The 19,136-nt window shown below is 65.6% G+C and carries 15 protein-coding genes; 8 read left to right on the forward strand and 7 right to left on the reverse strand.

Going from position 1 to position 19,136, the window contains the following annotated elements; genetic code table 11:
- Positions 1-131: 131 nt before the first annotated feature.
- Positions 132-1,610 carry an L-lactate permease gene (locus HAP54_RS33605; RefSeq protein ID WP_166294612.1) on the reverse strand — a complete coding sequence of 493 codons (1,479 nt, stop codon included), beginning with the start codon at positions 1,608-1,610 and terminating at the stop codon, positions 132-134.
- 126 nt (positions 1,611-1,736) lie between these two features.
- Positions 1,737-2,609 carry an NAD(P)-dependent oxidoreductase gene (locus HAP54_RS33610; protein ID WP_166294613.1) on the reverse strand — a complete coding sequence of 291 codons (873 nt, stop codon included), beginning with the start codon at positions 2,607-2,609 and terminating at the stop codon, positions 1,737-1,739.
- 209 nt (positions 2,610-2,818) lie between these two features.
- On the opposite strand from HAP54_RS33610, the gene HAP54_RS33615 reads away from it, so the two are divergent.
- From HAP54_RS33615 to HAP54_RS33640, 6 genes are all read left to right on the forward strand, one after another.
- Positions 2,819-3,256, forward strand: coding sequence for a VOC family protein (locus HAP54_RS33615; protein ID WP_414646158.1), 438 nt, complete (start codon positions 2,819-2,821; stop codon positions 3,254-3,256).
- Positions 3,257-3,312: 56 nt separating this feature from the next.
- The gene (locus HAP54_RS33620) at positions 3,313-4,443 is read left to right on the forward strand and encodes an Mrp/NBP35 family ATP-binding protein (protein WP_166294616.1); all 1,131 of its coding nucleotides are present in this window, start codon (positions 3,313-3,315) and stop codon (positions 4,441-4,443) included.
- A 210-nt stretch (positions 4,444-4,653) separates the two neighbouring features.
- Positions 4,654-4,884 (forward strand): hypothetical protein, encoded by a 231-nt coding sequence (locus tag HAP54_RS33625; RefSeq protein ID WP_029078524.1) that lies wholly within the window; start codon positions 4,654-4,656, stop codon positions 4,882-4,884.
- Positions 4,885-5,192: 308 nt separating this feature from the next.
- Positions 5,193-6,281 carry a TRAP transporter substrate-binding protein gene (locus HAP54_RS33630; RefSeq protein ID WP_029078525.1) on the forward strand — a complete coding sequence of 363 codons (1,089 nt, stop codon included), beginning with the start codon at positions 5,193-5,195 and terminating at the stop codon, positions 6,279-6,281.
- Between the two features lie 123 nt (positions 6,282-6,404).
- Positions 6,405-6,578, forward strand: a complete 174-nt coding sequence (locus HAP54_RS33635; RefSeq protein ID WP_166294618.1) for a hypothetical protein — start codon at positions 6,405-6,407, stop codon at positions 6,576-6,578.
- Positions 6,575-7,663 carry a TRAP transporter substrate-binding protein gene (locus tag HAP54_RS33640; protein ID WP_166294620.1) on the forward strand — a complete coding sequence of 363 codons (1,089 nt, stop codon included), beginning with the start codon at positions 6,575-6,577 and terminating at the stop codon, positions 7,661-7,663. Before HAP54_RS33635 ends, HAP54_RS33640 begins: the two co-directional genes overlap by 4 nt.
- Positions 7,664-7,731: 68 nt before the next feature.
- Here HAP54_RS33640 and HAP54_RS33645 read toward each other — a convergent pair whose 3' ends face one another.
- From HAP54_RS33645 to HAP54_RS33655, 3 genes are read right to left on the reverse strand one after another with little or no spacing between them, the layout of a single operon-like run.
- Complete coding sequence (locus HAP54_RS33645; protein ID WP_414646159.1) at positions 7,732-9,276, reverse strand: efflux transporter outer membrane subunit; 1,545 nt, start codon at positions 9,274-9,276, stop codon at positions 7,732-7,734.
- Positions 9,277-9,286: 10 nt separating this feature from the next.
- Positions 9,287-12,532, reverse strand: coding sequence for an efflux RND transporter permease subunit (locus HAP54_RS33650; RefSeq protein WP_166294622.1), 3,246 nt, complete (start codon positions 12,530-12,532; stop codon positions 9,287-9,289).
- Positions 12,533-12,588: 56 nt separating this feature from the next.
- Complete coding sequence (locus HAP54_RS33655; protein ID WP_248114411.1) at positions 12,589-13,806, reverse strand: efflux RND transporter periplasmic adaptor subunit; 1,218 nt, start codon at positions 13,804-13,806, stop codon at positions 12,589-12,591.
- Positions 13,807-14,236: 430 nt separating this feature from the next.
- Between HAP54_RS33655 and HAP54_RS33660 the strand changes: the two genes are divergently transcribed.
- Together HAP54_RS33660 and HAP54_RS33665 are read left to right on the forward strand one after the other, a co-directional pair.
- A complete protein-coding gene (locus tag HAP54_RS33660) occupies positions 14,237-14,911 on the forward strand; it encodes a response regulator transcription factor (RefSeq protein WP_166294624.1) in 675 nt (224 codons plus the stop codon).
- Between the two features lie 2 nt (positions 14,912-14,913).
- Positions 14,914-16,239 (forward strand): sensor histidine kinase, encoded by a 1,326-nt coding sequence (locus HAP54_RS33665; RefSeq protein ID WP_166294626.1) that lies wholly within the window; start codon positions 14,914-14,916, stop codon positions 16,237-16,239.
- Positions 16,240-16,322: 83 nt separating this feature from the next.
- Here HAP54_RS33665 and HAP54_RS33670 read toward each other — a convergent pair whose 3' ends face one another.
- Complete coding sequence (locus tag HAP54_RS33670) at positions 16,323-17,684, reverse strand: PDZ domain-containing protein (protein ID WP_166294627.1); 1,362 nt, start codon at positions 17,682-17,684, stop codon at positions 16,323-16,325.
- 121 nt (positions 17,685-17,805) lie between these two features.
- On the reverse strand, positions 17,806-19,095 hold the full coding sequence (locus HAP54_RS33675; RefSeq protein WP_166294629.1) for a M20/M25/M40 family metallo-hydrolase: 1,290 nt from the start codon (positions 19,093-19,095) through the stop codon (positions 17,806-17,808).
- Between the last annotated feature and the right edge of the window lie 41 nt (positions 19,096-19,136).

The raw sequence follows: 19,136 nt of genomic DNA on the forward strand, positions 1-19,136 counted from the left end.
GAACCGCGCGGGCTTTTTGCATTGTCTATCTGTGACGCCAAATCATTAAGCGATGACTTAAAGAGCTAAAGAAACTCGTTAACGGGGGGTTAAATTAACTTTTGCGTGGGCGCCGTGGCGCGCGATGGATCTCACCATCTCACCAGCAGCAGCGCCGCCGCACCCACCAGGATCGCGAGCGGAACCGCACCGAGCGGCCAGCCGCGCAGATACACGGTCCGCTCGAGATCGGGCTTTCCGGCCAGCGCGCAGCCGACCGCGACCCGCACCGGCGACAGCATGGTCAGGGCCGCGGCTGCGGTGTTCTGGATTGCGCCGAGCCAGGGCAGGCTGAGCGCGGCGTCCCTGGCGAGCGCGATCTGGGCTGGCATCAACAGGCCGTTGGCGGCGTTGCTGCTGCCGGTCAGGAATCCGAACAGCCCGGCGAACAGGGGCGTCGCCAGAACGGCGAGCGGGCCAAGCGCCGACCTCAGGCCCCTCGCGAGGCCGTCGGCGAGGCCCGATGCGGCCATCACCTGCGCCATCGCGAGGAAGCAGCCGATGGTGAGGATGGGTTTGCGGCCCCGGCTCCATGCGCGTCCGAGCGCAGCGGCTGCCGGCCGTCGCATCGCGATCGTCGTGGAAAGGCCGACCACGAGCAGCCAGGAGCCCGGATGCAGCAGGGGAAACCAGGCCGGGCCGTCGGCAAACGGCCGCACCGCGAGCGCAAGGCGCAGCCATTCGTTCAGCGGCGTGATCGCGCGCGTCGCCATCAGGATGGCGATCAGCGCGACGTAGGGCAGCCCGACGCGCAGCGCCGAGCGCCACTGCTCGCGATCGGGCCGGCCGTTCAACAGGAATCTTGCGACGATCAGCGGTCCAAGGGCCGCCAGGGCGGCGACCTCCGGACCGAACAGAGCGTTGGCGGCGACCAGCAGCCCGCCGGCCGCGATCGTGCACAGCGCCTCGCCGATGAAATCAAGCGTCGTCCCGGGAACCTTGGCGATGGCGGCGATGCGCCAGAACAGGCCGAGCCAGGCCAGCAGCAGCGGGACGGTGAGGAGAGCGCTGTGCACGCCGAGGTCGGTCGGCGTAATCCCTGACAGTTGCGAGCCGACGATCGTGCCGTTGGCCATCGCGCCCCATGACACCATCATCTGGCTGAACAGCCCGAACAGGATGGCATGGAGCGGCACAAGCCCGATGCCGTTGAGGATCGGCGCAACCGTGACCTGACCGACGCCGAAGCCGGTCGCTCCCTCCGCGAACGGGCCGATCAGAAAGCACGTTGTGTAGAGCTGCTTGCGGCGCCGCTCCGGCGTGACCGGTGGCGGATTGCCGGCCGCGCCGTGCTCCGAGACCACCTCGCGGAAGAATAATCCTCCAAGAATGACGGCGCCGACGAGCAGCGCCAGCCATCCGCCACGCGCAATCGCGCCGAGTGCATCGTAACCGCCAAAAGGGTGCGGTGGCGCCGCCATGGCGACAATCAGCGAGCTGACGAGACCGAACAATCCCACCATGGTGGAGGACGCACGTCCCGTGGCGATCAGCGCCGCGACGACGACGAACGGGAGCGACCACACCAGATATTGCACGGTCGTCTCGCTTTCCTCTCGGGCACGCGGCATCGACGGCGGGTTTCAAGCGACCGCTATATTTAGCCGTCGACAGCGCGCGAGGGAGCGGAATTTGGCAGGCAACACCGCATGGCAGGTGACCCGCGGGCGCGGGACACCTTGGCCGTGCGCGAGCGGCTAGCGCTGCAGGCGGGCGAGCAGGCTCGACGTATCCCAGCGCTTGCCGCCCATCTTCTCGACCTCGGCATAGAACTGGTCGACCAGGGCGGTCGCCGGCAGCGTGGCGCCGTTGCGGCGGGCTTCGGCCAGCGCGATCGAGAGGTCCTTGCGCATCCACTCGACCGCAAAGCCGAAATCGTACTTGCCCTCGTTCATGGTCTTGTAGCGGTTCTCCATCTGCCAGGACTGCGCCGCGCCCTTGGAGATGGTCTCGATCACGGCCGCGACGTCGAGGCCGCTCTTCTTGGCGAAGTGGATGCCCTCGGAGAGGCCCTGCACGAGGCCGGCGATGCAGATCTGGTTGACCATCTTGGTCAGCTGGCCGGCGCCTGCGGGCCCGAGCAATTTGCACATCCGCGCATAGGCGCCGGTGATGATCGGCTCGGCGCCGGCATAGGCGTCCGCGCTGCCGCCGCACATTACCGTCAGCACGCCGTTCTCGGCGCCGGCCTGGCCGCCGGACACCGGCGCGTCGACGAACTTGAAGCCGGCCTTGGTAGCGGCGGCGTCTAGCTCGCGGGCGACCTCGGCGGAGGCGGTGGTGTGATCGACGAAGGTCGCGCCCTTCTTCATCCCGGCGAAGGCGCCGTCGGGGCCGATCGTGACCGCGCGCAGGTCGTTGTCATTGCCGACGCAGCACATCACGAAATCCTGACCTTCGGCGGCGGCCTTCGGCGTCGGCGCCGTCTTGCCGCCAAACTTGTCGGCCCATTCCTTCGCCTTCGCCGCAGTCCGGTTGTAAACGGTGACCTCATGGCCGCCCTTTTTCACGAGGTGTCCCGCCATCGGGAAACCCATCACGCCGAGACCGAGAAAAGCGACTTTAGCCATATCTGTTACCTTGGGTTCTGTGATTTGCCGTGGTGATCGCCACTTGAGATCGCCGGAAAACGTCGCGGCGGGCAGGGCATTCCGTCCATGGAAGGAGCCGCACCATACCCCCTGCGCAGCGGAGGGCAACGCCTTCGTTGGATGGCAGACCCCGGTTTTGTGCTAGGATCGCCCCACCAAAGAACTTCACAAAAATGGGAGTGTCTCGCATGGGCATGAGCGTGGGTGTGCTCGATCATTTCAATATCCGGACCCGGAATCTCGCCGCCACGGTGCGGTTCTATGAGGACATTCTGGGCCTGGAAAAGGGCGCGCGGCCGAACTTCGCGTTCCCCGGCGCATGGATGTACAGTGAGGGCAAGGCGGTCGTGCATCTGGTCGATATTTCGCAGACCAGCGAGGCGCAAAAGCCGGATTCCGGCGTCGTCCACCACGTCGCCTTTGCCAGCCAGGGCTTTGACGGGATGAGGCAGCGGCTGGAGTCGAAGGGCATGGAATTCGACTCGCGCCAGGTTCCCGGCGGCGACCTCTGGCAGATCTTCGTCAACGACCCCAACGGGGTCATGATCGAGCTCAACTACGAGGCCGCCAAGGAAGGCGGCTCGGCAGCGCCGGCCGAGCGGCGGGACGACGTCGGAGCGAGGTAGCCTTTTGCGCTGCAACGCTCTATGGGTGCTCTCTTGAATTTTCCGGGAGATGCGCGGTGAGCGTGACGCAGCAACAGGTTCTCGATTGCCTTGCCAAGGTGATGTCGCCGCGCGGCACAGCCTTGACCAACGCCAATGTGCTGTCGGCGATCACGGTCACCGACGGCAAGGTGTTCTTCTCGATCAACGTTGACGCAGCGGAGGCCCGCGCCTGGGAAAGCGTGCGTGCGCAGGCCGAGAACGCCGTGCGCGCCATTCCCGGCGTCAGCGTGGCGATGATCGCGCTGACCGCGGAGCGCAAGGCGGGCGCTGCGGCGCCTGCGCCGCGGCCGGCCGGCGGCGTACCGCCGGCGTCCGCGCACCGGCATCCGCATCCGCCCGGCGCGCAATCGCCGATGGCCCGCCAGGCCGAGATTCCCGGCATCTCCGCCGTGATCGCGGTTGCCTCGGGCAAGGGCGGGGTGGGCAAGTCGACCACGGCGCTCAACCTCGCGCTCGGCCTGCGCGACCTCGGCCTGCGCGTCGGGCTGCTCGACGCCGACATCTACGGCCCGTCGGTGCCGCGGCTGACCGGTATCCGCGAGAAGCCGCAGCTCAACGACGACAAGAAGATGATCCCGCTGCAGCGCTTCGGCCTGTCGATCATGTCGATCGGCTTTCTGGTCGAGGAGGACACCGCGATGATCTGGCGCGGGCCCATGGTGATGTCCGCGATCACCCAGATGCTGCGCGACGTCGCCTGGGGCACGCTCGACGTGCTGGTGGTCGACATGCCGCCCGGCACCGGCGACGCCCAGCTGACGCTGGCGCAGAACGTCCCGCTCAAGGGTGCCGTCATCATCTCGACCCCGCAGGACCTCTCGCTGATCGACGCCCGGCGCGGACTTGCGATGTTCAAGAAGGTCAACGTGCCGGTGCTCGGCATCGTCGAGAACATGAGCTATTTCCAGTGCCCGCATTGCGGCGCGCGCTCGGATATCTTTGGCCATGGCGGCGCCCGCCACGAGGCCGAGAAGCTCGGGGTGCCATTCCTCGGCGAAATTCCCCTGCACATCGCCATCCGGACCGCGTCCGATTCCGGCACCCCCGTGGTCGAGAGCGAACCGGACGGCCCGCACGCGGCGATTTACCGCGCGATCGGCGGCAAGGTCCGTGAGCAGCTGCAAGGTGTCATCGCCGCAGCCTGAAGTTGCCTTGCCGTCGTCACGGGCCGGGCTCTAAAGGCGTCGGCCTCGGCGGCGGTTCTTCACAGAACTCTCGCGCTGAACGGTTGCTGGACCGCTTTCGGCCTGTATGGTTGTGAAGAGATTAGCCGAATCGTACCAGTCTGTCCGTCAGCTTGAACGAGTCCATCGCCAGGCCGTAACCGCGGGAAAGGCCGTGAGGCCACGATCAACATGGCAGCACCAGCAAAGAAAGCACGCCGCAAACATCTGACGCGGGAGAAGCGCGAAGAGGCTTCCCGGATGGCATTCAACATTGCGAAGAAATCCGACTCGATCAAGGAGGCCGCGGCGGCGATCTCGAAGACGTATGGCGTGAGCCACACGACCGCGCAAAGCTGGATCCGGCGCGGGCGGCATTTGGCCAACCAGGCCAAGAAAGCGCGGGAGACGACGCGGCGCTGATTGCCCCGGTAGCCCGGTGGTTGAGCGCGGGCCGGACGGCCCGCACGCGGCGATTTACCGCGCGATCGAAGACCGGTCCGCGAGCAGCTGCAAGGCGTCATCGCCGCGGCCTGAGCCCGGTTTTCCGGCCGATTTCCGCGTCATCAGACTTTCGTTTAATTGGCGCGGTCATGCCATTGTCGCGTTTCCGTGAGGCCGCCTTCCGTGTTAAAGGGCCGACCCAGAGCGCCTCGGCAGGCCTGTGCAAGCGTCCCGCCGGAGAACTGCTTGCGGTCACTGGGAAACGCCCCTCAAGGAGAAGCCTTACGATGAAGCGTCGTGATTTTTTGAAAGTTTCTGCGGCCGGTGCTGCCGCGACGGCGGTTGCGGCGCCGGCGATCGCGCAGTCCTCGCCTGAAATCAAGTGGCGCCTGACCTCGAGCTTCCCGAAGTCGCTGGACACCATCTATGGCGGCGCCGTCGAGGTTTCGAAATACGTCGCCGAAATGACCGACAACAAATTCCAGATCCAGGTGTTCGCGGCGGGCGAAATCGTCCCCGGCCTGCAGGCGCTGGACGCGACCTCCAACGGCACGGTCGAGATGTGCCACACCGTCTCGTACTACTATGTCGGCAAGGACCCGACCTTTGCGATCTACGCGTCGGTGCCGTTCGGCCTCAACGCGCGCATGCAGAACTCCTGGTGGTACCAGGGCGGCGGCGAGGCGCTCGGCAACGAGTTCTTCAAGAAGTTCGGCGTGATCGGCTTCCCGACCGGCAACACCGGCACCCAGATGGGCGGCTGGTTCCGCAAGGAGATCAAGACGGTCGCCGATCTCTCCGGCCTCAAATTCCGCATCGGCGGCATCGCAGGTCAGGTGCTGCAGAAGGTCGGGGTGGTGCCGCAGCAGCTCGCCGGCGGCGACATCTATCCGGCGCTCGAAAAGGGCACCATCGACGCCGCCGAGTGGGTCGGTCCCTATGACGACGAGAAGCTCGGCTTCCAGAAGGTCGCCAAGTACTACTACTATCCGGGCTTCTGGGAAGGCGGTCCGACCGTGCACTCCTTCATCAACCTGGAGAAGTGGAACGCGTTGCCGAAGAACTACCAGGCGATCCTGACCAATGCGTGCGCCAACGCCAACAGCTGGATGAATGCGCGCTACGACATGCAGAACCCCTCGGCGCTGAAGCGGCTGGTGGCCGGCGGCACCCAGCTGCGCCCGTTCACCAACGAGGTGCTCGAGGCCTGCCTCAAGGCGACCAACGAGCTGTGGGGCGAGATCTCGGCCAAGAACGCCGACTTCAAGAAGTCGATCGACGCCATGCAGGCCTACCGTTCGGACCAGTATCTGTGGTGGCAGGTCGCCGAGTACACCTTCGACAGCTTCATGATCCGCTCGCGTACCCGCGGCTGATCGGCGCAGCGTTCGCGCGAGGAGAACGCTGCAAGACGACAAGCAGGGGTTTCGCTTCCAGGAATGAAGCCCACGCCAAGCTTCAACTTAAGTAGCCCGGCCTCTGCAAGGAGGCCGGTTTTTTTGCGTCTGGCGTTCGGCAAGGGGATGCTCCATGCTCGCGCCCGAAGCCTCGACACGAAGGCGGCGCATGATCGGTCACCGGTCATGACGGCAAAAAAAGAAAACTGGCGCGACGATCGCAAGCAGTCGACGCTCGGACAACACAATCATACAGGGCAGGATTCATTCAAATGAAGCGCAGGGATTTCATCAAGGTCACGGGTCTGGGCGTCGCTGGTGCCGCAACCGTCGCGGCGCCGGCCATCGCGCAGTCGATGCCGGAGCTCAAGTGGCGGCTGACGACGAGCTGGCCGAAGTCGCTCGACACGTTGCACGGCGGCGCCGAGCTGATGGCGAAGGCGGTGGGTGAAGCCACCGACAACAAATTCCAGATCCAGACCTTTGCCGCCGGCGAGATCGTGCCGGGCCTGCAGGTGCTCGACGCCGTGCAGAACGGCACTGTCGAGATGGGGCACACCGCGCCCTATTATTATTACGGCAAGGACGCGACCTTCACCTTCGGCTCCTCGGTGCCGTTCGGACCCAACATGCGCCTCAACCAGGCCTGGTACCTGCTGGGCGGCGGCAAGGAGCTGCTCAACGAGTTCTACAAGAGCTACAACGTCACCTCGCTGCTGGCCGGCAACACCGGCTGCCAGATGGGCGGCTGGTTCCGCAAGGAGATCACCAGCGTCGACGATCTCAAGGGCCTCAAATTCCGCATCGGCGGCTTTGCTGGAAAGGTGATGCAGAAGCTCGGCGCGGTGCCGCAGCAGCTTGCCGGCGGCGACATCTATCCGGCGCTGGAAAAAGGCACCATCGATGCAGCCGAGTGGGTCGGTCCCTACGACGACGAGAAGCTCGGCTTCCACAAGGTTGCGCCGAACTATTACTTCCCCGGCTGGTGGGAAGGCGGCCCGATGCTGGTGGCGATGATCAACCTCGACAAATGGAATGCGCTGCCGAAGCACTATCAGTTCGTGCTCGAGCAGGCCGGCCATCTCGCCAACAACTGGATGATGGCGCGTTACGACCAGGCCAACCCGATCGCGCTGAAGAAGCTGCTCGCGGTTGGCACCAAGCTGCGCCCGTTCCCGGCCACGGTGATGGAAGCCTCCTTCAAGGCCGCCAAGGAGCTGCATTCCGAGGTCTCGGCGACCAACGCCAACTTCAAGAAGGTCTATGACTCGCTGACGTCGTTCTCCAACAACGGCTATCAATGGTTCCAGGTCGCCGAAGTCGGCTACGACAATTTCATGGCGCGCCACTCGCAGGTGTGACCGCGGCTCGGCATGATGACGACAGCGAGCCCCGAAGCCATCGCTTCGGGGCTTAGCTTATTAAACGGTCAGTTCTTCGACGCGACGCGGCTTTCGAACACGCAGGCGCGCCAGTCGCTGGTCGCGCAATCGGTCGGCCAGCCGCCGCCGAGTGCCATGAACAGCGCCGCGGTGTCGGACAGCCGCGTTGCCACCGCCTGCACGCGGGTGATCGCGGCATTCAGATAGACCTGCTGCGCGTTCAGCACATTGACCTGATTGACCTGGCCGAGCCCGAGCTGCTTCTGCACGATGTCGAGGCTGGCCTTGGCGGCGTCCTCCGCCTTGATCGCGGCCTGCACGGCACGGGCGTCGGCCTGCAGGCTGCGCAGCGCGTCGGCGACGTTCTGGAACGCCGTGATGACGGCCTGGCGGTACTGCGCGTTGGCCTGCTCGAGCGCGGCCTCCGCCGCCTTTTGCTTGTGGTACAGCGTCAATCCGTCGAACACGGTCTGGGTCGCGCTGCCGGCAACCGTGTAGAACAGCGTCCCCGGCGTGAACAACTGGGCGGCGTTGAAGGCGGTCGAGCCGGGGTTGGCAGAGATGGTGAAGCTCGGCAGCCTTGCTGCGATCGCGGCACCAACCAGCGCGCTTGCCGAATGCAGATTGGCCTCGGCCGCCCGCACGTCGGGGCGCTGCGCCACCAGCGTACTCGGCAGGCTCACCGGCAGATTGGCCGGCAGCGCGAGCCGTTGCAGATCGAATTTCTGCAGGATCTCATCGGCGGAGAATTGCCCGGCTAGCGCCGTGAGCAAATCGCGCTGGATCGCGAGCTGCTTCTGCAGCGGCGGCAAGGTCTCCTCGGACTGCGCGAGCGCCGCCTGTTGCGCCAGCACGTCGACCTGCGCCGCCTGGCCGGCATTGAACTGGTTCTGCAGAATGCCGAGGATGTCGCGCTCGACCTTGATGATGTGCTCGGTGGCGGCGATCTGGCCGCGCAGCGAGGCCTCCTGGATCGCCGCCGTCACCACATTGGAGGTGAGCGTCAGATAGGCTGCCTCGAGCTGGAACTGGGCCTGCTCGGTGAGTGCGTCGAGGCTCTCGACGTTACGCATGTTCTCGCCCCACACGTCGGGCACGAAACTGATATTGAGCTGCGCGGTGTACAGCGTGTAGCGCGCCTGCGCCGTGTTGCCGGGCCCCGACACGGCGTTGGAGACGAGCTGGTCGGACGGGGTGAAGTTTGCACCGACTTGCGGAAAGTACAGGCCGCGCTGCGCCAGCGCGTTGAAGTTCGCCATCCTGATCGCGGCCTCTGCGGCCTGCAGGGACGGATTGCGCTCGACCGACAGGCGGATCAGCTGGTTGAGCGGCGCGGAGCGGAACGCGGCCCACCAGCGCGTCGGGATGTCGGCGCCGTTGACGAAGCGTTGCCTGACCACGCGCGGTCCGGCCGGATCGGATGGCGGCGATTGCAGCTTCTCCGGCGTGTAGCTGGCGACGGTGAGGGCGGGCGGCGACGAGAAAATGGGGCCGACCGCGCAGCTTGCAAGCATGAGGGCGCCGGCGGCCGCGGCCAGCCCGCGCATCGCGGGGGCGGCGTGACGCGGCGTCCTGGTGCTGAAATCGTCCATGGCACGCCCCCTAATGCGCGGCTTCAGGCGGTGCCGCGGCAGGCGTCTCGCTGGGCGCGGCGGCAGGCTCGCGCGACAGGAAGATCTTGCGCAGCGCGGGTGCTACGATCAGGAGCAGCAGCGGGCCGATGAACATGCCGCCGACCACCACGGTTGCGAGCGGCCGCTGCACCTGGCTGCCGATGCCATGCGACAGCGCGGCCGGGAACAGGCCGACGCCCGCGGACAGCGCGGTCATCAGCATCGGGCGCATGCGCTGCTCGGTGCCGTTGAACACCGCCTCCGCAATGCTCTGGCCCGACGCGCGCAGCTCGCGGAAATAGGTGATGTTGAGGATGCCGTCCATGACCGCGACGCCGAACAGCGAGATGAAGCCGATCGCGGCCGAGATCGAGAAGTCGAGCCCCGCGAGGTACAGCGCGATCAGGCCGCCGCCGACCGCGAAGGGAATGCCGGCCAGCGCCAGCAGGCTGTCGCGCAGCGAATTGAACAGGCTGTAGAGCAGCACGAAGATCAACAGCAGCGTGACCGGCACCACGATCATCAGCCGTGCCTTGGCGGCTTCGAGATTGTCGAACTCACCGGACCAGATCATCCGGTAGCCGGTGGGCAACGGCACCGCCTCCGCGATCCTGGCCTGCGCCTCCGCCACCGTGCTGCCGAGATCGCGACCGCGGACGCTGAACTTGATCGGGATATAGCGCTGGCTGCGCTCGCGATAGATGAACAGCGCGCCGGTATCGAGCGAGATGTCGGCGAGCTCGCTCAGGGGGATATAGGCATTGGTGCCCGACGGGGTGGCATAGGCGACCTTGATGTCGCGCACGGCGTCAATGCTCTGACGGAATTTCGGATCGAGCCGCACCACGACGCCGAACTGCCGGTCGCCCTCCAGCACCGTCGTCGCGTTGGCGCCGCCGAGCGCGGCCTGCACCACGGTGGTGACGTCGCCGGTGTTGAGGCCGTAGCGCGCGGTCTTTTCCCTGTTGACCCTGATGTTGAGGTTAGGTTGGCCGACCAGATGGAAGATGCCGAGATCGGCGACGCCGCGGATTTTCGCCATCTCCTGCGCGACCTTGGTCGCGAGGCCTTCGAGCACGTCGAGATTGGGGCCGATGATCTTGATCGAGTTGGCGCCCTTCACTCCGGAGAGCGCCTCCTCGATGTTGTCCTGGATGTACTGCGAGAAGTTGAAGGTGACGCCGGGCATCTCCTCGTCGAACTCCTTTTGCAGCTCCTCGGTGAGCTTTTCCTTGGTCAGACCCGGCGGCCACTGGTCGAACGGCTTGATCGGCGCGAACAATTCCACGTTCGAGAAAGGCGAGGCGTCGCTGCCATTGTCGGGGCGGCCATGCTGCGACACCACGGTGATGATCTCGGGGTGGCGCAGCAGGATCTCGCGCATCTTGCGGGTCGGGTCGGTGCCGGCCTCGAGCGAGATGGTCGGCGGCATCGAGGCGCGGATCCAGAAATTGCCTTCCTCGAGCGCGGGCAGGAATTCGCTGCCGAGCCGGCTCGCCGCCAGCGCGCTGAGGCCGAGGAACACGATCCCGGCCGCAACCGCGATCTTCAGATTGGCCTGCGACCAGCGCAGCACCGGCGTGTAGCTCTTGCGCAGCCAGCGCACGATGATGGTTTCGGTTTCCTCGATATGCCGCGGCAGCAGCAGCGACGCCAGCACCGGCGTCACCGTGAAGGTCGCCAGCAGCGCGCCGGCCAGCGCATAGCCATAGGTGCGCGCCATCGGGCCGAAGATCTGGCCCTCGACGCCCTGCATCGTGAACAGCGGCACGAAGGCGGTCACCGTGATGGCCGCGGTGAAGAACACCGCCTTGTCGACCTGCAGCGCGCTGACGAAGATCATGCGCAGCCGTTCGGTCCAGCCCGGCGCAGGCCCGCCGTGCTGCGTCGTCGGGTCGCTCCCCCAATAGCCTTCGGCGAGGTTCTGCAGCACGCGCAGCCGGTTCTCGGGGCTGGACTGGAAGTTGCGGAAGATGTTCTCCATCATGATGACGGCGGAATCGACGATGATGCCGAAATCGACCGCGCCGAGCGACAGCAGATTGGCGTCCTCGCCCTGCAGCACCAGGATGATGATGGCGAAGAACAGCGCAAACGGGATGTTGGCGCTGACGATCAGCGCGCTTCTGAGGTCGCCGAGGAAGACCCACTGGATCACGAACACCAAAAGGCAGCCGAACAGCAGATTGTGCAGCACCGTGTGGGTCGTCACGCTGACCAGCGAAGAGCGATCGTAATAGGGTACGATCTTGACACCAGGGGGCAGGGTGCCGTCGCTGTTGATGCTGGCGACCTCTTCCTCGACCCTGGGGATGATGTCGTTGGTGTGCTGGGTGCGTCCCATCACCACGATCGCGGCGGCGACGTCGTCATGGCCGTCCTTGCCGGCGATCCCGAGCCGCGGCACATAGCCGATCGACACCTTGGCGACGTCCTTGATCTGGACCGGCAGCCCGTTCGACTGGGTCAGGACGATGTTCTCGATGTCCTGGACCTTGTAGCCCTTGGTGACGTCGTCATCGCTGCCGGAATTGATCAGGCCGATGCCGCGGATGTTGACGGATTGCTGGCCGATCGCGATCTCGCGGCCGCCGACATTGACGTTGGAATTGCCGAGCGCGCTGATCAGCTGCGGCACGGTGATGTTGTAGGCCTCGAGCTTGGCGAGATCAGCGTCGACGTTGAACTGCTTGGTGGTGCCGCCCCAGGAGTTGATCTGCACCACGCCCGGAAGCGTCATGAGCCGGCGGGCAACGACATAGTCCTGCAAGGTCCGCAAATTGGTCAGGCCGAAATTCGGCGGCCCGACCAGCTGGTAGCGGTAGATCTCGCCGACCAGGCTCGATTGCTGGATCTGCGGGACCTGACTGCCGGGCAGCTGGACGTTCTGCGTGAGGCTGTTGGTGGCCTGGGTCAGCGCGAAATAATAGTCGACGCCATATTTGAAGGTGACCCGCACGAAGGACAGGCCGTAGAACGAGGTCGAGCGGATGTTGACGACACCGGGCGTCGAGTACAACCCGACCTCCATCGGGATCGTGTAGTACTTCTCCATTTCCTCGGCGGAAAGCCCGGCGGCCTGCGCCGTGATCTCGATGATCACAGGCGCCGGGTTCGGATAGGCCTCGATGTTCAGCTTGGCGAACGCCGCGAACCCGGCGGCGCAGAACACGATGAGGCCAAGCACGATGACGGCGCTTCGGGTCAGGCCGAACTGGAGGAGGCTCTTGATCAAGGTGCTGCACTTCCTCTTGAGGCGACGAGCGCGCGGTCAGCGTCGTATCCGGCGTGCTATCCGGTGGCCGCATTGGCGAACTTGTTGCTGAGGAAGATCGCGCCTGACGACGCGACCTTTTCGCCCGCGCCGAGGCCTGAGAGGATCTGCCGCCAGCCGTCCTGCTCCATGCCGATCACAACCGTGCGGCGGTCGAATTTGCGGCCGTCGGTCGTGACCCAGACCGTCATCGTTCCGTCGCCCTCGCGCACGATCGCGTCCGAGGGCACGCTGACCGACAGTTTCGGCGGCTCGGTTTCGATGGTGAAGCTCGCCAGCATGCCGGCGCGCAGCTTGTGCTGGGGATCGTCGATCACCGAGCGCACCAGCTGACGGTGCGAGGTCGGATCGATGTTGAGGCCGAGCGTCGTCACGCGGCCGCGAAACACCTCGTTCGGATAGGCGGGCAGGCGGACCTCGACCGATTGGCCGATCCGATACGAGGGGGCATCGGTCTCGATCACATTGGCGACCATCCACATCGTCGAGATGTCGGCCAGTGAGTAGGGCGCCGGGGCATTGCCGGGCTGCACGTAGAGCCCCGGCGCGGCGTTGCGCGCGATGATCCGCCCGGAGATCGGGCTCGGAACAACCAGGATGGAATCGACCTTGCGGTCGGCGACGATGCGGTCGATCTCGGCGTCGGTCTTGCCGAAGATGCGCACCGCGTCGCGGGCGGCCTTGTAGTTGCCTTCGGCGGTCTGCTGATCCGATGTCGCCTGGTCGACGTCCTTCTGCGCACCGCCGCCGGTCTTCAGCAACTGCCTGACCCGCGCCAGCGTCCTGATCTGCAGCTCGAGCACGCCGGACGAGGCGAGCAGCGACGATTCCGCCTGCAGCAGGTCGGGGCTGTCGATCGTGAACAGCGTGTCGCCCTTGGCAACCTCGTCACCGACATTGAGCGGCGTGTCGACGATCCTGCCGGGGTTCGGCGTGAAGGCCTGCACCAGCATGTTCTGGTTGAAGTCGATCGAGCCGACCGCGTTCTTCAGTGTCCGGAACGAACGTTGCTCCGCCGCCAGGACCTTTAGCGAGGCGGCCTGCTTGTCGCTCAGCGCGACATATTGCTGCTCGACGTTGACATCCTGCGGCGCGGTCTCCTGCGCTGCCACCCTCTGCGCAGCCATTCTCTGTGCAGCCTTGGCGCTCACGACGCCGTCGGCGCGCGTCATCAGCCACGCGCCGGCGAGCAGCACGGCCAGCACCGGCATCGCCGCAAAGCCCATATGCTTCATTCGAAATGACATCGTCCGCCCGGCCAATTCTGCATGAAAAGCGTCGCGCGAGGATCGAGGTCCTGCCGCATATTGGGCAGTCGTCGAGCTCTCGGCGAGAACGACCAATCTGTTATCAGGGCTTGCTGACGCCAGCCTTACGCTGGCCGGCCCATTCATGCGGGGGGTGCGCCGATTTTGATTGCAGCCGGTAGGCGTTTATCTATTTTCACGTCATGGCCGGTGGGACCGGCCATAGCGAAAACATAGCGCGGGTCGCGCAATCGAGGCGTTGTGCTCAAATGCGTGTCGTTTGCATATCGTGATTGCCCAAGGTGATTGCCCAAGGCGATTGATCAAGGCGCGATCCGTCGCGCGATTCGTTTCGTGGCTGGCGCATCGCGACAAGATGTGCAAACGGAAGACATCGAATGAAGACAGGACTGCTGCGATGCGCCTTCTGATCGTCGAGGACAATGTCGAGCTCTCGAGACTTCTCGCCAGCGGGCTGATGGCGGCGGGATATGAATCCGATGTCGTCAACAGCGTTGCCGAGGCGCGCGATGCGCTGCGCAGCGTCACCTATGCCGCCATGATCCTCGATCTCGGTCTGCCCGACGGCGACGGTCTGTCGGTGCTGTCGGAGCTTCGCCGCAAGACCGACCCGCTGCCGGTGCTGGTGCTGACCGCGCGCAACGGCCTGCAGGATCGGGTCAACGGCCTGCGCAGCGGCGCGGACGACTATCTGACGAAACCGTTCGCGCTGGAAGAGCTGGTGGCACGGCTCGAAGCCATCCTGCGCCGGCCCGGCCAGCTGCTCGGCTCGTCGCTGAAGCTCGCCAATCTTGTCTACGACACCGAGAGCAAGCAGGTGTTCGTCGACGGTGCGCCGCACGTGTTCTCGGCGCGTGAGACGTCGGTGCTGGAGATCCTGCTGCGGCGGCAGGGTCGGGTGGTGCCGAAGAAGAACGTCGAGGACCACATCTTCGGGCTGTCGGGCGAGGTGGCCTCGAACGCGGTCGAGGTCTATGTGTCGCGCCTGCGCAAGCTGCTCGCCGAGCACCACGCCAGGATCATCATCCACACCATTCGCGGCGTCGGCTATCTGATGGCGGAGGAGAAGTAGCGGTGTTCCGCTTCAAGTCGCTGACCTCGCGGATCGTGTTCCTGCACATCGTGGCGGTTGCGGTCGCCGCGATCTTCCTGCCGCTCTTGCTGCTATGGCTGTTGAATACGGAGATCAACCATCTGCATCGCGAGGCAATGCGCGATCAGGCCGCCGATCTCGGCCAAAACCTCTCCGTCGATTCCAGCGGCAAGGTATCGCTGAACCTGCCTGATAGCCTGAGGGGGCTCTATTCCGACGCCTATGGCCGCTACCGCTACGACATCTACGATGCGGACGGCCACGTGCTGTTTTCGTCGCATCGCGAGGCGCCGCCACTGCCGGCCTCGGTCGACCGGATATCCGGTGCCAGCGTCACCAGGCTGCTCGGCGGCCAGACGCTGCGGATCCAGGTCGCCGAGGACCTGTCGCATCGCGACGTCATCATCGATGACATCGTCACCAACTTCTTCCGGCGGGTAGGCTGGATCACCATCCCGATCCTGCTGATCCTGCTTGCCGCCGATATCCTGATCTTTCGCCGCGCGATTGTCCCGCTGTTGCGCGCCTCGGAGGAGGCCAGGAGCATCGGGCCGGCCAGGACCGATATCCGCCTGCCGACCGAGGGGATTCCGAGCGAGATCCTGCCGCTGGTGACCGCCGTCAACCAGGCCTTCGACCGGCTGGAGGACGGCTTTCACGTGCAGCGCCAGTTCACCGCCGACGCCGCGCATCAGCTTCGCACCCCGCTCGCGATCCTCAGGACCCGGATCGAAACGCTGGACGCAGCCAAGGGGACCAGCGAGCTGCATGCCGACATCGAGAGCATGAGCCGGATCGTCAACCAGCTGCTCGAGATCGCCGAGCTCGATACGCTGGTGCTGGATCCCGGCGAGACCGCGGACCTGCGCGCGGTGTGCGCCGAGGTGGTCGGCTCGATCGCGCCCTATGCGCTGGCGCAGCAGAAGGACATCGCGCTGCGCGGCACGGACAGTGCGGTCCGGGTCAGGGGCAATGCCGAGATGCTGCAGCGGGCGATCTTCAATCTGGCGGAGAACGCCATCAAGTACACCGCCGATGCGACCTCAGTCGATGTCGAGGTGCACGAAGATGGCTCGGTGCGGGTGCGCGACTGCGGGCCGGGGATTGCGCCCGCCGAGCAGGGCCTGATCTTCCAGCGCTTCTGGCGCGGCGATCGGCAGCGCACCGACGGCGCGGGGCTCGGGCTCTCGATCGTGCGCGGCGTCGTCGACGATCACGATGCGACGGTGAGGGTGGAGAACCTGCCGGCCGGCGGTGCCCAGTTCACGCTGCGCTTCCGCCTTGCCGAGGCGAAGCCGGCTTCGTGAGACCGCCTGCGGCTGAACAGAGCGTTTTGAGCGAAGTCGTGATGCACCCGAAAGCAGACGTCTCACGCTTCAAGCTGTAGCCTTCAACCGCTGTGGCCGGCTTGGGCCACCAGCCAATCGCCGACGACTGACTCGATCGCTGTTTGGTAGGCCGGATGCCGCGCCGGCGTCAGATCCCACGCCCGCGGAGCCTTGAAGCTTGTTGCCTGGTCGGCGGCATCAGTCAGGTAGTGGTCCATGTGGTCGATGATCCTGAGCTCGCCGCGGCCGGGGTGGACGCTGTTGATGTTCTGCAGAATCGCCCGGCTGTCGGCTTCACCGGTGATGAAATCCGCGTTTCCGTAAACCACCAGCACGGGTAGGTCGAGCGGCGCCCACAATGCCGGCAGGTTGAGAGCGGCGACCTGGCGCAGGTAAGCGTCCGAAGCCGGATACTTGATCATCGCCGCAGCGGCCGGCCGTTCAGCCAGCAGCGCCGCGCGTGGCTGGCCCTCGATCAGGAGGCGATGCATCGCCCATTCCTTGAGCGCCATGCGGTCGGCCACCGCGGCGGGCGCCAGCCCTTCCAGTTGCAATTGCCGGCGCACATTGACGAGTTCGTACTCGAACCACGTCGTGCCCACGCCTTGCATGACGACGATGCCACGCACCGGGTCGCGTGCCGCGGCCATCGGCGCTTCCACGCTGCCGATGCTGTGGCCCAGAATGAAGACCCGCTCGGGATCGACCTCAGGCCGCTGCTTGAGCATCCGCAGGCCGGCGACGTAACCGGCGAGCTCGCCTTCGAGATCCACTTCCTTGGCCGGCGGTCCTTCGCTGTCGCCGACGCCGCTCTTCTCAACCCTGAGGGTGACGAAGCCGCGGCGGGTGAGGGCGGTGAGCAGGCGCCGGTAGGGCTCGGCGACGTCGTGATCGGGATCGAAGGAATAGTCGACGCTGTAGCTGCCGATGCCGCCGATCAGCAGCACCGCCGGTCGCCGACCGGCAGCAGGCGCCTGCGGCGTGGTCATGATCGTGCGCCGAAGTCCGGTCGGGGTTGTGACGGCGTCATAGGTGAAATCGACGCCGGAGGCAGTCTCGAACGGTACAGCGCCGAGCGTGATCGCCAGTGTGAGCGATTGGCCGGCGCGGCGCAGCTCGACGCGGATGGTGTCGCCGGCGCGGTGCACCCGCACCTCGCGCAAGAAGTCGTCAACTGCGGCGAGCGGCGTGCCGTCCACCGACACCACGACATCACCGGAGACGACGCCGGCTTGAGCGGCCGGCGAGCCGGCGATGACGCGCGCGGCGAGCACGCCAGGTCCGATCGAGCCGGCTCCTGCCGGCAGCGGCGTGGCCGTAATGCCGAGCAGTCCGCGACGTCCGAGATCGAGCGCCGACCCCGGGGTCGCCAGGACGACCGAGAGCAGGATCGAGCAAAGCAGTCCGATCAGGTGCTTGTACATCACACCGACCTCCCCAGGAGCGGTTTGCGGTGCGCCAGCTTAGGGACAGTGCGCAGTCACCGCAATCACAGCGGCTGCCATTTCAGGCCCTGCGCAAACGCCCTGCAGTAAGCCTGCCGGTCTATTTCACCTTGCCGTCGGACAGGTCCATGATCATGCGGGTGGCCAGGTACAGACGCGGCACGACGCTGTTGATCTGCACGTACTCCGCATCGTTGGAGTGTGCGCCGAAGCCGGACAGGCCCATGCCTTCCACCACGGCCCCTTTGGTCTTGAGGGCGGCAAACGCAGCGTCGGTGCCGCCGCCGGTAGCCCTTTCGGCCACGTTCAGCGTCATGCCCAGGTCCTGATAGATCGTCTTGCCGTGGCCTGCCACGCGGCGCGAGGCATCGTTGGCTTCGAGTGGCGGGCGGCGCACCTCGAATTTCACGTCCACCTTGGAGTCGGGCAGCAGGCGGTTCCTGATCTTGTCCTGTAGCGCCTTCTCGAGCTCGTCGAAATCCGCAACCTTGAGCGCGCGCGCATCGGCCTGGGCAGTGGCTTCGGCGGGGATCACGTTGCGGTTGGTGCCGGACTTGGAAACCGTCCAGTTCAGCTTCAGGCCCTGCTCCGGCTTGGAGAGGTCCTTCATTTGCAGCACCTGGTGTGACAGCTCATAGAGCGCATTGACGCCGCCTTCGGGCCTGGCGCCCGCATGCGACGATTTACCTTGCACCGTCAGGTAGGCCGAGCCGATGCCGCTGGTGGCGAGGCGGAGCGTGCCGCTGGCGTCGCTGCCCTCGAACGAGAACACGGCATCCTGCTCCGCGGCGACGCGGGTGATGGTGCTGCGCCAGCCGGGCGAACTGATTTCCTCGTCGCCGTTGATGAGCACGGTCAGGGTGCCGTAGTCCTTGAAGTTGAGCTTCTGCAGCAGCGCCACGGCATGGAGGATAGTGGCAATGCCCTGCTTGTCGTCGGCGATGCCGAGCCCATAGGCCTTGTCGCCATCGATGCGGAACGGTTGGTCCTTCAGCATGCCCTTGAGATACACCGTGTCCATGTGCGCGATCAGCATGATCTTCGCGCTGCCGGTGCCGGTGAATACGGCCTGCACGGCCGGGCCGATCTTCTCGGGCGTGTCGTCCAGCCGGTAGATGTCGGTGGTTTGCAGGATCTCCACCGCGCCGCCGATCTGCTTGAGCTGGCCGGCGATGCGCTCGGCGATCTGGTTGAGCCCCTCGATGTCCTTGCTGCCGGATTCGATCTGCACGAGGTCGCGCAGGGTGTCGAGGAGCGGCTGCTGCTCCTGCTGTGCCAGCGCGCGAAGGTCGGCCTCCGGCGCCGCATGCGCCACGGGCGCGGCAACGGCCAGGCCGAGCGACATGATCAGCGGGCGAACGAACGAGCGGGCGGGACGCAATTGTGGCATGGGTGGGGTCTGTGAGTTCGAGGACGATCGGTGTCCGCTGT

This window comes from Bradyrhizobium sp. 2S1 (assembly GCF_011516625.5).
Lineage (GTDB): Bacteria > Pseudomonadota > Alphaproteobacteria > Rhizobiales > Xanthobacteraceae > Bradyrhizobium > Bradyrhizobium septentrionale.

Coding starts and splice junctions, on each gene's coding strand:
- HAP54_RS33660 (WP_166294624.1), top strand. CDS start 14,237: ATGCGCCTTCTGATCGTCGAGGACAATGTCGAGCTCTCGAGACTTCTC.
- HAP54_RS33645 (WP_414646159.1), bottom strand. CDS start 9,276: ATGGACGATTTCAGCACCAGGACGCCGCGTCACGCCGCCCCCGCGATG.
- HAP54_RS33670 (WP_166294627.1), bottom strand. CDS start 17,684: ATGTACAAGCACCTGATCGGACTGCTTTGCTCGATCCTGCTCTCGGTC.
- HAP54_RS33675 (WP_166294629.1), bottom strand. CDS start 19,095: ATGCCACAATTGCGTCCCGCCCGCTCGTTCGTTCGCCCGCTGATCATG.
- HAP54_RS33605 (WP_166294612.1), bottom strand. CDS start 1,610: ATGCCGCGTGCCCGAGAGGAAAGCGAGACGACCGTGCAATATCTGGTG.
- HAP54_RS33625 (WP_029078524.1), top strand. CDS start 4,654: ATGGCAGCACCAGCAAAGAAAGCACGCCGCAAACATCTGACGCGGGAG.
- HAP54_RS33630 (WP_029078525.1), top strand. CDS start 5,193: ATGAAGCGTCGTGATTTTTTGAAAGTTTCTGCGGCCGGTGCTGCCGCG.
- HAP54_RS33640 (WP_166294620.1), top strand. CDS start 6,575: ATGAAGCGCAGGGATTTCATCAAGGTCACGGGTCTGGGCGTCGCTGGT.
- HAP54_RS33615 (WP_414646158.1), top strand. CDS start 2,819: ATGGGCATGAGCGTGGGTGTGCTCGATCATTTCAATATCCGGACCCGG.
- HAP54_RS33610 (WP_166294613.1), bottom strand. CDS start 2,609: ATGGCTAAAGTCGCTTTTCTCGGTCTCGGCGTGATGGGTTTCCCGATG.
- HAP54_RS33655 (WP_248114411.1), bottom strand. CDS start 13,806: ATGAAGCATATGGGCTTTGCGGCGATGCCGGTGCTGGCCGTGCTGCTC.